The organism is Nocardioides bigeumensis (assembly GCF_039531755.1).
Classification (GTDB): Bacteria; Actinomycetota; Actinomycetes; order Propionibacteriales; family Nocardioidaceae; genus Nocardioides; species Nocardioides bigeumensis.
The window spans coordinates 223,441-236,990 of sequence record NZ_BAAAQQ010000012.1 but is presented as its reverse complement, the minus strand read 5'-3'; the positions used below and the strand labels follow the sequence as shown (position 1 = coordinate 236,990).

Below are 13,550 nucleotides of genomic sequence, written 5' to 3'. Positions count from 1 at the left end.
CTGCCGGTCGGAGCGCTCGGGGCGGATCGGCGGCTGCTGTCGGAGCGTCGGCTGGGTCAACCCTTGGGAGCGGTGAAGGCCATGCCCCATCCTGGCCCGGTCACGACGACGGCTCAAGCACATAACGACTCGGCGTCAGGTCTCGGCGGTCCGTCGCAGCGGGGGCAGGATCGGGCCATGCCCCTCCTCAGGCCCGTGGCACGCCCGCGCGTGGACTGGCTGACGGGCGAGATCAGGACATGGCAGAGCGAGGGCTGGCTCGAGGCGCAGCACGCCGAGGAGCTGCTCCGCCCGCGGCGGCGGGCCCGGCGCCAGCACCTGGACGTGCTCGTCGACGACCTCGTCGACGCCGTCGCCAGCGGAGCGCGCGTCGTCGGCGACCTGGTGGCCAGGTGCGCCGGGGCGCTCAGCCGCCCGCGACCGCGGGGATGACCGAGATCTGCGTGCCGTCGGGCGTCGCGGTGTCGAGGTTGTCGAGGAAGCGCACGTCGTCGTTGCCGACGTACACGTTGACGAATCGCCTGATCTGACCCGCTTCGTCGAGGATCCGGCCCTTGATGCCGCTGTAGCTCGCGTCGAGGCTGTCGATCACCTCGGCCAGGGTGCCGCCCTCGACGCTCACCTCGGACTCGCCGCCGGTGTAGGTGCGCAGGATCGTCGGGATGCGGACGGAGACGGACATCGTGCGGGGCTCCTCGGTCTCGGTGTCAGAGGTTGGTCGCGGCGAAGGCAGCGTACGACGGGTCGATGGTCGCGGCCGGTCCGACCCGGTCGGCCACGGCGTCGATGGTCTTGAGGCCCATGCCGGTGTTGATCACGACGGTCTCGAGCGTCGGGTCGAGCTGGCCGGACTCCACGAGCTTCTTGAGGACGCCGACCGTGGTGCCCCCGGCGGTCTCGGTGAAGATGCCCTCCGTGCGGGCCAGCAGCACGATGCCGTCGCGGACCTCGTCGTCGGAGACGTCCTCGACGGTGCCGCCGCTGCGGCGGCAGATGTCGAGCACGTAGATGCCGTCGGCGGGGTTGCCGATGGCGAGGCTCTTGGCGATCGTGTCGGGCTTGACCGGGCGGATCGCGTCGACGCCGTCCTTGAAGGCCGTGGCGACCGGGGAGCAGCCGCTGGCCTGGGCGCCGTAGATCTTGTAGGGCTTGGCCTCGACGAGGCCCAGGGCGATCAGCTCCTGGAAGGCCTTGTCGACCTTGGTGAGCTGGGAGCCGGACGCGACGGGGATGACGACCTGGTCGGGGAGCCGCCAGCCGAGCTGCTCGGCGATCTCGTAGCCCAGTGTCTTGGAGCCCTCGGCGTAGAACGGGCGGACGTTGACGTTCACGAACGCCCAGCCCTCCTCCTCGCCGGCGATCTCGGAGGCGAGCCGGTTGACGTCGTCGTAGTTGCCGTTCACCGCGACGAGCTGCTCGGTGTACACCGCGGAGTTGATCTGCTTGGGCCGCTCGAGGTTGCTCGGGATGAAGACGACGGTGCGGATGCCGGCGCGGGCGCCGGCCGCGGCGACGGCGTTGGCGAGGTTGCCGGTCGAGGGACAGGCGAAGGTCGTCGCGCCGAGCTCGCGCGCCGCGCTCAGTGCGCAGGCGACCACGCGGTCCTTGAAGGAGTGCGTGGGGTTGGTGGAGTCGTCCTTGACCCACAGCCGGTCGATGCCGAGCTTGTCGCCCAGGTTGTGGGCGCGCAGCAGACGGGTGAAGCCGGGCTCGGTGTTGGGGCTCTCCTCGATGTCGGTCGGGACCGGCAGCAGCGCCTTGTAGCGCCAGATGTTGCGGGGGCCGGCCTCGATCTGCTCGCGGGTCACCGCCGGGAAGTCGTAGGCCACCTCGAGGGGACCGAAGCACTCCGGACAGGCGTACTGAGGGCCCAGGTCGACCTGGTGACCGCACTCGCGGCACGACAGGGCCCGGGCGTTGCCGAAGGCTCCTTCGCGCAGCGCGCGGCCGGTGGTCGCGCTCGGCGTGACGGGCTCTGACAGAACGGCGCTCATGGAGGTCCTCCTTCTCATCTGCCCCGGACGACGGTCGTCCGGGCCGGAATTAGCACCGTTTCCGCGACCGTCCCGACCAGGCGATGGAGCTGCTGACCAGAACAGGAGGCTCGCGGCGGTTGCCGGGACTTCGACGGGCCGTTCCCTCAGTCCCTCTTGATGAGCTGTCCCTCAGCGTAGGCGAAGCCGTCTCAGCATGCGAGTCGACTGTCCGCGATGTGATCAGGGAGCGTCGGCGGTGAGCTGGCGCAGCAGGTCGAGGACGCCGTCGGGGCCCGGGACGACCACGTCGGCGAGCTCGACCAGGGCCGACTGCTCGTCGGAGGCGGAGCAGACCAGCAGCGTGTCGAGACCCCGCGTCCGGAGGTCGGCGACCGCGTGGAACGCCTCGAGGTCGCCGAGGTCGTCGCCGGCGAAGAGGAAGCCGCCGGCCTCGAGCTGCTCGGCGAGGTAGTCGACGACCAGGCCCTTGTGCATGCCACCGGCGCGCACCTCGACGACCGCCCGACCGGGCTCGAGGCTGAGGTCGTGCTGGGCGGCGGCCTTCTCCAGGACGGGGATGAGCCGCTCCTGCGCCGCCGCCGGGTCGTCGAGCTGCCGCGTGTGCACGGCGACCGCGAGACCCTTCTCCTCGATGTACGCCCCCGTGACGTCGGCGCTGCGGATCAGCTGGGGCAGCTCGCGCAGGAACCGCGCGAGCCCGGCCGGCGGCCGCGGGGAGACGATGCGGCGCTGAGTCGAGGACCAGCGCTCGTTGCCGTACTGGCCGAAGAGGTAGAGCTCGCGGCCCTCGCCGGCGATCTCGGCGCCGATCTCGTCGAGGCCTCCCAAGGCCAGCGCCTGGCGGGCCGGGCGTCCCGTGATCACCGCGACGGCCAGGGCCTTGGTCGCGAGCGGGACGAGGACGTCGTGGGCGTCGGGGTGGATGTGCGCCTGGGCCGGGTCGTCCACGATCGGCGACAGCACGCCGTCGAAGTCCAGCCCGATGACGGTGCGCGACATGTTCGCCGCCAGGGCGGCGTACCGCTCCTTCGCCTCGTTCGAGGTCAGCTCCACCCTCGACAGCCTGCCACCCTCCCCCTCAGCGCAAGTGACAGGGGTTTCGACGCGCCCTGCGCGACCTCGCACGCTCGGTCGCGGGCTTGCTCGACCTGGCCCAGCCCACGCCGACCGCTCGTTCCTCGCGGCCGGCTGCTCGTCTCACAGCTCGCCCGTGAGGACGATCGTCAGTCGGTCCAGCTTCATGGAACCGACAGCAGGTTGGACGCGGCGGATGCCGAGGTCGAGGGCGAGCTGGCGGCCGGCGGCCTTCAGCCGCGGCGGGAAGTAGACGGTGTTGGCCGGGATGGTGCCGACCCAGTTGTCGGAGCCCACGACCTGCCAGCCGATGTCGGTGGCGCGCTGCGAGACCCGCCCGGCAAGCCCCTGGATGCCGGTGTTGTTGTAGACCTCGACATAGACCTTGGCCCGCTGGACCTTCGGCTTCGCCGGCTTCTTCTCCGGCTCGGGCGTGACGGTCGGCGTCTCGCTTGGGGTGCTGGGCGGCGCGGCGGCGGGGGTGATCTGCCGCTCGGTCTCCGGCTGGTCCCGCGTGGCCACGAAGGCGATGCCCGCCATCGCGACCGCGACCACGCTGAGCATCACGAGGGGGGACGGGTAGGCGAAGCCACGCTCGTTGCGGGCTCTGTCGAGGGTGCTGCGGACGAACATGGGGAAGACGTCCTTCGGTCGGCGCTGTCCGGGCTGGAGCGTCAGAGCTCGAAGCCGAGACGGCGGGCGGATCGCTGACGCTGGCGGGAGGCCCGCAGCCGGCGCAGCCGGCGGACCAGGAGCGGGTCGGCCTCGAGCGCCTCGGGCTTGTCGATCAGCGCGTTGAGGACCTGGTAGTAGCGAGTGGAGGACATGTCGAACTTCTCGCGGACGGCCGTCTCCTTGGCGCCGGCGTACTTCCACCACTGCCGCTCGAACTCCAGGATCTCCCGGTCGCGGTCGCTCAGGGTCGGCTTGTCGCCCTGGGGCGAGAGCGAGCTGGCGGCGTCCATCTGACAGGCTCCTGGAAGAGAGGGCTGGGCGGTCGTGAGGCTGTGGCTGACCTCAGCATAGGTGACGAATCACAGCGATGTCATTCGTCCTCGGGCGAGTCGCGGCGCGGTGTCAGGTGTGCCAGGGTCGCGGCATGACTGTGGGCTCGACCATCGACTCCCCCATCGGTTGGGGCATCTGCTCGACCGGCAAGATCGCGACGGGCTTCGCCCGCAACCTCGCCGGGGTGCCCGGCGCCCGGATCGCCGGCGTCTCGTCCCGGGCGGTCGAGACCGCGGCGGCGTTCGCGCGCGAGCACGGCGACGGCTCCACCCGGTCGTACGACTCGGTCGAGGAGCTCGCGGCGGACCCGGCCGTCGACGTCGTGTACGTCGCGTCGCCACACTCCCTGCACCCGACCCACGCCCGCGCGGCCATCGAGGCGGGCAAGGCGGTGCTCTGCGAGAAGCCGCTCACGCTCAACGCCCGCCAGGCGCAGGAGCTGGTCGACCTGGCTCGCGAGCGCGGCGTCTTCTTCATGGAGGCCATGTGGATGGCCTGCAACCCGGTCGTCCGCGAGCTGCTGTCCCAGCTCGCCACCGGCAGGTTCGGCACCCCCCGCCAGGTGCGCGCGGACCTCGGCTTCCGCGTGGACCGCCCGGCCACGGACCGGCTGCTCGCCCCCGAGCTCGGCGGCGGGGCGCTGCTCGACATGGGCATCTATCCCCTCACCTTCGCGCACCTGGTGCTCGGAGCGGCGGAGACGCTGACCGCGACCGGGGACCTGTCCGACACCGGGATCGACCTCGACGTCGCCATCGCGGGCCGCTACCCGGGCGGCGCCGTCGCCGCCCTTTCCGCGTCGATCACCTCCGCGCTCAGCACGACGGCCACGATCGCCACCACCGAAGGCCTGCTGTCCCTGCCGCGCCAGTTCCACCACCCGACGTACGTCGACTGGGAGCCCACCGACGGCCAGCCGGAGCGCATCGAGGCTCCGGGGCTCATCGGCAGCGGGCTCGGCAACGAGGCGGCGGAGGTGCAGCGGTGCCTGAGCGAGGGGCTGCTCGAGAGCCCTCTGGTCCCGCACGCCCAGACCCTGACGCTGATGCGGCAGCTGGACTCGATCCGAGCACAGATCGGTCTCGTCTACCCAGGGGACGACCCTGCGGGGTGAGCACGCCTCAGGCAGGTGACCCTAGGGTTGAGCCGTGACCACGAGCGGATCGGCGGACCTGGTGATCGTGGCCAACCGGCTACCGGTCGATCGCGTCCGCGACGCCGAGGGCAACCCCGCATGGCGGCGGTCACCCGGTGGCCTGGTGTCCGCGCTCGAGCCGGTGCTGCGTCGCAACGACGGCGCCTGGATCGGTTGGCCGGGCGGTGACGAGGCCGGCCTCGAGCCCTTCACCGAGGACGGCCTGCGGCTGGTCCCGGTGGCGCTCTCGGCCCAGGAGATCGAGGAGTTCTACGAAGGCTTCTCCAACGGCACGCTGTGGCCGCTGTACCACGACCTCGTCGCCAAGCCGGAGTTCCACCGGGAGTGGTGGGACGCCTACGTCGCGGTCAACCAGCGCTTCGCGATGGCCGCCGCCGAGACCGCGGCCAAGAACGCGACCGTGTGGGTGCAGGACTACCAGCTGCAGCTGGTGCCGCAGATGCTGCGCGAGCTTCGGCCCGACCTGAAGATCGGCTTCTACCTCCACATCCCCTTCCCGCCGACCGAGCTCTTCCAGCAGCTCCCCTGGCGTCGACAGATCCTCGAGGGCCTGCTCGGCGCGGACCTGATCGGCTTCCAGCTCGCCGGCGGTGCGGCCAACTTCGTCCGCCTGGTCCGCCAGCGGGTCGGGCACCGCACGCACCGCGACACCATCGAGCTGCCCGACGGCCGGCTGGTGCGCGCCCGCAACTACCCCATCTCGATCGACGCCGCGGCGTACGAGGAGCTGGCGCGGTCCGAGGGCGTCGCCAAGCGGGCGGTCGAGATCCGCGCGCAGCTCGGCGACCCCGAGACCGTGTTCCTGGGCGTCGACCGGCTCGACTACACCAAGGGCATCCGCGCCCGGCTCCGCGCCTACGGCGAGCTGATCGAGGAAGGGGTCATCGACGTCGGCAAGTCGGTGTTCGTCCAGGTCGCCACGCCGTCGCGCGAGCGGGTCGAGCAGTACCGGCTGCTACGCGACGAGATCGACCGGCTGGTCGGGAGGCTCAACGGCGACCTCGCCCGGATCGGCCGCCCCGCGGTCTCCTACCTGCACTCCTCCTACCCCAAGGAGGAGATGGCCGCCCTCTACCGTGCCGCCGACGTGATGGTCGTGACGCCCTACCGCGACGGCATGAACCTCGTCGCCAAGGAGTACGTCGCCTGCCGCTTCGACGACGACGGGGCGCTCGTCCTCTCGGAGTTCGCCGGTGCCGCGCACGAGCTGCGACAGGCCTGGCAGGTCAACCCCTACGACCTCAACGGCATGAAGGCCACTCTCGTCGAGGCCAGCCGGGCCGACCCCAAGGAACGCACCCGCCGGATGCGCGCGCTGCGCAAGCAGGTGCTGGAGAACGACGTCGCCCACTGGGCCGACTCGTTCCTGACGGACTTGGCCGGGGACGTCAAGCCGAAGCGCTGACCCCTCCGGTGGTCACGAGACAGTGACGTGCGCCGATCTCAGCAAGGGTCTCGTGACGGTCCTGACCGACCTCCTCGACCACCGGGTCGTTAGTGGGCGCCGGTGGCGCCGGCTTGGTGCACCTCGGTCAGCATCAGGTCGGTGATCTCCTTGACCAGCGTCTCGCCGGGGAGGCCCCAGCCGGCGTCGTACCCGTAGACCTCGCGCAGCGAGCGGCTGCTGCGCAGCCCGTCGAGGATGTCGACGTCATCGGGGCCGACGAGACCCGGGTGCACGACGCCGACCGCCTCGGAGACCTTGAGCAGGTCGCGACGCAGCGTCTTGATGTAGTTGGCGGCCCGGACGCTCTTCGACGTCGGGTCGAGGCCGCGCGTGTAGCGAGGGTTCTGGGTGGCGATGCCGACCGGGCAGTGGTCGGTGTGGCACTTCTGGGCCTGGATGCAGCCGATCGACATCATCGCCTCGCGGCCGACGTTGACCATGTCGCAGCCGAGGGCGAAGGCGATCACGGCGTTCTCGGGGATGCCGAGCTTGCCGGCGCCGATGAACGTCAGGTCGTCGGTGAGGCCGGCGGCGGCGAAGCGGCGGTAGACCTCGGCGAAGCCGACGCGGAAGGGGTACGCCACGGCGTCGGCGAAGATCATCGGCGAGGCGCCCGTCCCACCCTCGCCGCCGTCGATGTTGACGAAGTCGACGCCGCGGTCGCGGCCCGACATCACCTCGACCAGGTGGTCCCAGAACTCCAGGTTGCCGACCGCGCTCTTGATGCCGACGGGCAGCCCGGTCTCGGTGGCGAGCAGCTCGACGAAGTCGACCATCGAGTCGACGTCGCTGAACGCGGTGTGCCGGCTGGGCGAGGCGCAGTCGACGCCGGCCTCGATGCCACGGATCTCCGCGATCTCGGCGCTGACCTTCACACCGGGTAGCAGCCCGCCCAGGCCGGGCTTCGCGCCCTGCGACAGCTTGACCTCGATCGCGCGCACCGGCGAGGAGGCGACGAGGTCCTTGAGCCGGGCGAGGTCGAAGGCTCCCGCCTTGTCGCGGCAGCCGAAGTACGACGTCCCGATCTGGAAGACGAGGTCCCCGCCGTGCCGGTGGTGCGGTGAGATCGCACCCTCGCCGGTGTTGTGCAGGCACCCGGCGGCGGCCGCCCCCCGGTTGAGAGCCTCGATCGCGTGCCCGGACAGGGCGCCGAAGCTCATCCCCGAGACGCTGACCACCGAGTTGGGACGGAACGCGTGCTCACGGCCTCGCGGACCGCCGAGCACCTTGGCCGACGGCAGCCGGACCTCCTCGCCGGCGTGGATGGCGGTCGGCGCCCCCGGGCCGGTGAAGGTCCGGTGCTTGATGACCGGGTAGCCGTCACCGCGCTCCATGTCGTTGTCGGTGCCGAAGCCGAAGTAGTTGTTCTCGAGCTTGGACGATGCGTAGACCCACCGGCGCTGGTCCCGGCTGAACGGCCGCTCCTCGTCGTTGCCGGTCACGATGTACTGCCGCAGCTCGGGCCCGAATCGTTCGAGCAGGAAGCGGAGGTGACCGATCACGGGGAAGTTGCGCAGGATCGCGTGCTTCTTCTGGGTGAGGTCGTGCGCCGTCACCGCACCCAGCGCCGCAGTCGCGCCGATGCCTGCCGTCCGTGCCCACTTCATGGCGACCTCCCGGTCCAGTCTCGGTGCCGCAGGGCGGGCCTGTCGAGCACCCCCGGGTAGCGTCGGTACCCATGGACCTGGTGCCGAAGCCCGATCAGGTCGTGGCGGCCGCTGGCAACGTCGCCCACTCCCTGTTGTACGGCGGCCTCGCCGACCTGCGCCCGATGCCGCGCACCCTCGTCGACGACGGTGAGCTGCGCGAGGTCTACCACTACCGCCCGGCGGCCGGCGTCGACCCGTCCGGTGATCCGGTCCTGCTGGTCACGCCGCTCGCCGCCCCCGCGCTCTGCTACGACCTGCGCCGCGGCTGCTCGCTCGTCGAGCACCTGGTCACGCAGGGGCGGCCGACCTACCTCGTGGAGTACGGCGAGGTCGCCTTCCGCAACCGCTCGCTCGGGATCGAGCACTGGGTCGACGAGGTCGTCCCCGAGGCGGTGCGGGTGGTCTCCGAGCACGCCGGCGGGCGGCCGGTCCACCTGGTCGGCTGGTCCCTCGGCGGGATCTTCTCCCTGCTCGCCGCCGCGGACCGGCCCGAGCTCCCCATCGGGTCGCTGACCGTCCTGGGCTCACCGGTCGACGTGAAGCAGGTGCCTCTCGTCGCGCCGCTGCGTCCCCTGCTCGACCTCGGCGCCGGGGGCGGGATCATCACCCGCGCCTACCGCGCGATGGGCGGCGTGCCGAAGCCCCTGGTGGGCTGGGCGTTCCAGCTCGCGTCGGTGCAGAAGCTCGTCACCAAGCCGCTCGCCATCGCGGCCAACCTCGACGACACCGAGTTCCTCGCACAGCTGGAGGCGGTCGACCGGTTCTCCTCGCGGATGACGGCCTACCCCGGCCGGTCCTTCGGGCAGGTCTACCACCGTCTGGTGCGCGGCAACGCGCTCGTCACCGGCTCGATGGAGCTCGGCGACCGGACGATCGAGCTGGCCTCGATCAAGGTGCCCGTGCTGGTGTTCGCCGGCGCCGCGGACGGGATCGCCCCGCTCCCGTCGGTGCAGGCGCTGCTGCCCCTGCTGACCGGGTCGCGGGAGACCGCGCTCGAGGTCGTGCCGGGCGGCCACCTCGGCCATCTCACCGGACGGGCCGCACGTCACGCCACCTGGCCGGTGATCGACGAGTGGGTCGCCCGCTGGTCGGCTGCCGACGACCTCGACAGTGGCTCCTCGTCGACCACCGGCCGCGCGCGCAAGAAGGCGCCAGCCCGGCAGGCCGCCAAGAAGGCAGCGCCGGTCAAGAAGGCAGCCGCCAAGAAGGCGGCCGCGAAGAAGGCGGCCGCGAAGAAGGCGCCGGTCAAGAAGGCGCCGGTCAAGAAGGCGGCCGCCGAGAAGCAACCCGCCGAGAAGGCCGCGCCGGTGATCGGCACCAACCCCCGGCGTCGCTACGGATCGGCGTCCTCACGCACCCTCGGCCGCTGACGCGCGGCCCCGCCGGCTCTCCACGAGGGCGGCGACGGCCCAAACACACCCGGCCAGGGAGAGCACGGACAGGAAGGCGAGCCCGGCCACCAGCTCGGAGACGTAGTAGAGCATCGGCATCACCAGCACCGGAGGCAGGAACCCGAAGACCACGGTGGGGACCGCGATCAGGGCCGCGACGCCCAGCCGTCTGCCGACGACCGGGTCGAGCCGACGAGCGGTCACCGCGACGACGACGAGGCCGAGCGCGATGACGCCGAGCGCGGCGGCGAAGTGCTCTGCGGTGAACGCCGTCTTCTCGGCGTACAGCCTGGCCGCCTTGCCCGGGGCGGCCCTCACCTCATCGAGGTAGACCTCGCGCATCACCTCGTCGAACTCGGGCGTGAACGGCAGGGTGCCGGGCCGCTCCTCGGCGGCACGGGCCCACGCGTGCTCGTCGGACCACGGCACGCCGAACGTGGACTCCTCGCCCGTCATCGGCTGCGGCCAGGAGAGGCCGAGGTAGAGGTTGTCCCAGGGGGCGTTGGCCATCGTCGACGACGTCTCCACCGTCACGGCGTCGGCCCGCTGCTGCTCGACCAGGTCCATCGCCAGCTTGGGCACGAGCAGGCTCACGCCGGCGGCCAGTCCCGCGACGACGACCCCGAGCCCGGCGGCGGTGACCCAGCGCCGCGATCGACGTGCCTGCACGAACCACAGGACCCCCAGGGCGAGGGCGACCCCGATGCCGGACAGGCCTCGCAGCAGGTTGGAGAAGCCCGCGATCGCCACCGACACGATGCTGAGGGCCACGAGCCACCGGGTGCTGACCTCGCGTGCGTAGGCGTAGCCGAGCAGCACCAGGGATCCGAAGACGATGGCGCCGGGGAGGGCGTACACGGCGTAGACCGGGACCAGGCTGGCGTCGTCGGACTGACCGTAGTTGCTGCCGGTGAGGACCTCGCCGTGGTTGGTGACCAGGGCGACGAGCGGCACGAGGAGCATCGCCAGCCCGGCCCAGGTGCGCCGGACCAGCGCGGACACGAAGGCGGGCAGCACCAGCATCGGCAGGGCGCTCACGAGGGCCATCAGCCAGCGCAGCCCGGTGTACGGCGAGGACGCGTCGGTCAGGTGCGACATCAGGGAGGCGACGAGGTAGATCCCCGGGTCGTCGTCGCCGGAGGCGCGGGTCATCCCGGTGCCCTCGACCGCGCCGTACCAGGAGCCGCTGCCGTTGGGCTTGATCAGGAGGACGCCTGTCTGGCGGTAGGTGTCGTACGTCGCCCGCAGCTCCAGGTCGCGCGCCGGGTGGAAGAGGAAGTCCGGCTGGGACAGGACGTAGACGAAGGTGCCCACCGCGAGGACGAGGCCGGCGCTCCACACCAGCACGAGACCGAGCAGGTGGGACCTCTTGCTCAACGACTCTCCTCGATCAGGTCTCGGCCTCGGTCTCGGCCTCGGGTCTCGGGGCCGTCGCGACGGCGACGGCGGACACCAGTGTGCAGGTGACGAGGTAGGCGACGACGAGGAGGTGCCGCCCGGTGCGCCTGCCGCCGCTACATTGCGCTCGTGTCGTCGACCACGAGCCTGCCGCGTCGCGTGCGGATCGGGTACGGCTCGGGCTCGGTGGCGACGGGTGCCTTCGGGACCGTGCCGGGGCTGATGCTGCTGCCCTACCTCACCGACTCGCTCGGCATCGCGGCGATCTGGGCCGGCGTCATCGTGTTCCTCCCGAAGGCGTGGGACGTGGTGCTCAACCCGGTCGCGGGCCGCATCTCCGATCGCACCACCGACCCCCGCGGGCCGCGACGGCCGTGGCTGCTGCGCGCCGGGATCGGGCTCGCCGTCGCGTTCGCGCTGATCTTCGCCGGACCCGACGCGGGATCGCGGGTGGCCCAGGCGGCATGGGTGCTGGTGTTCTTCCTGGCCGCCGCGACGGCGTACGCCTTCTTCCAGGTGCCGTACGTCGCCATGCCGGCCGAGCTGACGGCGTCGTACGACGAGCGCACCCGCCTGATGACCTGGCGGGTGGCGATCCTGGCCTTCACGATCATGCTGGCCGGCGCGACGGCGCCGGTGATCCGCAACCAGGTCGGCGGCCGTGACGGCTACCGCGCGATGGGCGTCGTGATGGCGGTGGTGATCCTGGTCGGGGTCGTCGCGGTCTACCGCGGCACCCGCGACGCCCCCGTCGGCACGGTCGAGCCCGGGACCGGCAGCCTGCGCGAGCAGCTGCGCATCGTGGCCGGGGCGCAGGACTTCCGCTGGCTGCTCACGACGTACGTGCTGCAGGCGCTGGCGACCGGCGCGATGCTCGCCGGCGTCGACTACCTCGCCACCGACGTGCTCGAGAGCGAGGCCGCCTCGACGATCCTCTTCGTCTGCTTCGTGGGCCCGGCGCTGCTGCTCACGCCGGTCTGGGCACGGGTCGGCGAGCGGGTGGGCAAGAAGCGCGGCTACCAGGTGGCCTCGCTCGTGCTCGCCGCCGGGGCGACGCTGGCCGTGCTCTCGGCCGTCGCCGGCTCGGCCGTCGCCTTCGTCGCGACCGCGCTGGTCGGGGTCGGGTACGCCGGGTGCCAGGTCTTCCCGCTGGCGATGCTCCCGGACGCCGCGGCCGTCGACGCCCGGCGCACGGGCAGCAACCGCGCGGGTGTCTACACCGGCGTCTGGACCGCCGGGGAGACCTTGGGCCTCGCGCTCGGTCCCGGTGTGTACGCCGTCGTGCTGGCCCTGGGTGGCTACGTCAGCTCGACGTCCGGTGGTGTCGACCAGCCCGGCTCGGCCGTCGTCGCCATCGTCCTCGGCTTCTCGCTGCTCCCCGCCGCGCTCACCCTGCTGAGCCTGCGGTGGCTGCGCCGCTACTCCCTCGACGCGCAGACGGTCGACTCGGCCTTCGAGGACACCGCCCGCGGTTGAACCCGGGTGGTCGAGGAAGCTGCGCCAGCAGCTGTCACCAGACCCCCGAACGTGACCGCCGGCATGTCCCGGCAACGGTGCCTCGTTGTCCCTGGGCCGCGGGACAGGCGGCCCGACAACCTCCTTCCATCGACGCACCGTCGATCCCACACGGAAGGAAAGACCTCATGACCACCCACATCTCCACCCGCAACCCCGTCCGCAGCGACGTCGCCGTCGCCCCCGGTCAGCCCGACGAGGCCCACACCACCGCACCGTCGCGCAACTGGGCCCTCGCCGGGGTCGGCGCCGGCCTCGCCGGCATCGCGACCATCGTCACCTCCAGCATGGTCGGCTCCGTCTACAACAAGGAGCTGGTCGGCGACCCCGAGGCGATCGCCGCCGACCTGGCCGACAAGACGGTGGCCATCGGCCTGTTCCACACCGCCACGCTGGTCGGCGCCGTGCTGCTCGTCGTGTTCGCCGCCGGTCTCCAGCGCCGGCTCCGCGCCCGGCTGGGCAGCGACAGCCTCGTCCCGCAGATCGCCTTCGCGGGCCTGGTCGGCACCGCCGTCGTGTCCGTGCTCAGCACCGGTCTCGACACCGAGTTCATCGCAGTGGCGGACAAGGAGTTCATCGACCCCTCCAACGCCGCGATGTTCAACCACTGGATCGGCACCATCCCGTGGTGCTGGGTCCTCGCCGGGCTCTCCGCCGCCGCCGTGCACGTCGCGGCGCGGGCCGGGGCCGTCCCGCGCTGGATCGGCCGGACCAGCCTCGTGCTGGGCGGCATCACCCTGGTGGCCGGCGTCTCGCCGCTGCAGTACCTCGCCGGCATGACCGGTCCGCTGTGGCTGCTCGTCGTCGCTCTCGGCTTCTTCGCCGGGGACAAGGTCTTCCGGAGCGAGCGCTGAGGCCGACCCTCGGTGGTCGATCAGCCGCCGGCGGTCGAGCAGCCGCCGGCGGTCGATCAGC

13 protein-coding genes and 1 riboswitch are annotated in these 13,550 nt (G+C 71.7%); of the genes, 6 read left to right on the top strand and 7 right to left on the bottom strand.

The window, feature by feature from the left end:
* Positions 1–177: 177 nt before the first annotated feature.
* Positions 178–432 carry a hypothetical protein gene (locus ABD295_RS13625; protein ID WP_344304301.1) on the top strand — a complete coding sequence of 85 codons (255 nt, stop codon included), beginning with the start codon at positions 178–180 and terminating at the stop codon, positions 430–432.
* Here the strand turns inward: ABD295_RS13625 and ABD295_RS13620 are convergent.
* The 5 genes from ABD295_RS13620 to napA form a co-directional block, all read right to left on the bottom strand.
* Positions 407–682: a MoaD/ThiS family protein gene (locus ABD295_RS13620; RefSeq protein ID WP_344304300.1), complete on the bottom strand. Its 276-nt coding sequence runs from the start codon at positions 680–682 to the stop codon at positions 407–409. The two genes, ABD295_RS13625 and ABD295_RS13620, sit on opposite strands and share 26 nt — an antisense overlap.
* Positions 683–707: 25 nt before the next feature.
* A complete protein-coding gene (gene thrC, locus ABD295_RS13615; protein WP_344304299.1) occupies positions 708–1,994 on the bottom strand; it encodes a threonine synthase in 1,287 nt (428 codons plus the stop codon).
* Between the two features lie 11 nt (positions 1,995–2,005).
* Positions 2,006–2,160: riboswitch (SAM riboswitch) on the bottom strand.
* Positions 2,161–2,216: 56 nt separating this feature from the next.
* On the bottom strand, positions 2,217–3,050 hold the full coding sequence (gene otsB / locus ABD295_RS13610; protein WP_344304298.1) for a trehalose-phosphatase: 834 nt from the start codon (positions 3,048–3,050) through the stop codon (positions 2,217–2,219).
* Positions 3,051–3,194: 144 nt separating this feature from the next.
* Positions 3,195–3,704 carry a LytR C-terminal domain-containing protein gene (locus ABD295_RS13605; protein ID WP_344304297.1) on the bottom strand — a complete coding sequence of 170 codons (510 nt, stop codon included), beginning with the start codon at positions 3,702–3,704 and terminating at the stop codon, positions 3,195–3,197.
* 41 nt (positions 3,705–3,745) lie between these two features.
* Positions 3,746–4,036 (bottom strand): nucleoid-associated protein NapA, encoded by a 291-nt coding sequence (gene napA, locus ABD295_RS13600; RefSeq protein WP_344304296.1) that lies wholly within the window; start codon positions 4,034–4,036, stop codon positions 3,746–3,748.
* A gap of 134 nt (positions 4,037–4,170) precedes the next feature.
* Between napA and ABD295_RS13595 the strand changes: the two genes are divergently transcribed.
* Positions 4,171–5,193, top strand: a complete 1,023-nt coding sequence (locus ABD295_RS13595; RefSeq protein ID WP_344304295.1) for a Gfo/Idh/MocA family protein — start codon at positions 4,171–4,173, stop codon at positions 5,191–5,193.
* Positions 5,194–5,227: 34 nt separating this feature from the next.
* Complete coding sequence (locus tag ABD295_RS13590; RefSeq protein WP_344304294.1) at positions 5,228–6,640, top strand: alpha,alpha-trehalose-phosphate synthase (UDP-forming); 1,413 nt, start codon at positions 5,228–5,230, stop codon at positions 6,638–6,640.
* Positions 6,641–6,729: 89 nt separating this feature from the next.
* On the opposite strand, the gene ABD295_RS13585 is transcribed toward ABD295_RS13590, so the two are convergent.
* Positions 6,730–8,289 carry a glutamate synthase-related protein gene (locus ABD295_RS13585; RefSeq protein WP_344304293.1) on the bottom strand — a complete coding sequence of 520 codons (1,560 nt, stop codon included), beginning with the start codon at positions 8,287–8,289 and terminating at the stop codon, positions 6,730–6,732.
* Between the two features lie 71 nt (positions 8,290–8,360).
* Here ABD295_RS13585 and ABD295_RS13580 point away from each other — a divergent pair, with 71 nt between their 5' ends.
* The gene (locus ABD295_RS13580) at positions 8,361–9,701 is read left to right on the top strand and encodes an alpha/beta fold hydrolase (protein WP_344304292.1); all 1,341 of its coding nucleotides are present in this window, start codon (positions 8,361–8,363) and stop codon (positions 9,699–9,701) included.
* Here ABD295_RS13580 and ABD295_RS13575 read toward each other — a convergent pair.
* Positions 9,681–11,099, bottom strand: a complete 1,419-nt coding sequence (locus ABD295_RS13575) for a hypothetical protein (protein WP_344304291.1) — start codon at positions 11,097–11,099, stop codon at positions 9,681–9,683. The two genes, ABD295_RS13580 and ABD295_RS13575, sit on opposite strands and share 21 nt — an antisense overlap.
* Positions 11,100–11,249: 150 nt before the next feature.
* On the opposite strand from ABD295_RS13575, the gene ABD295_RS13570 reads away from it, so the two are divergent.
* Complete coding sequence (locus ABD295_RS13570; protein ID WP_344304290.1) at positions 11,250–12,596, top strand: MFS transporter; 1,347 nt, start codon at positions 11,250–11,252, stop codon at positions 12,594–12,596.
* 167 nt (positions 12,597–12,763) lie between these two features.
* Entirely contained in the window at positions 12,764–13,489 is a 726-nt protein-coding gene (locus ABD295_RS13565) for a hypothetical protein (RefSeq protein ID WP_344304289.1), read from the top strand.
* The last annotated feature ends 61 nt before the right edge of the window (positions 13,490–13,550 follow it).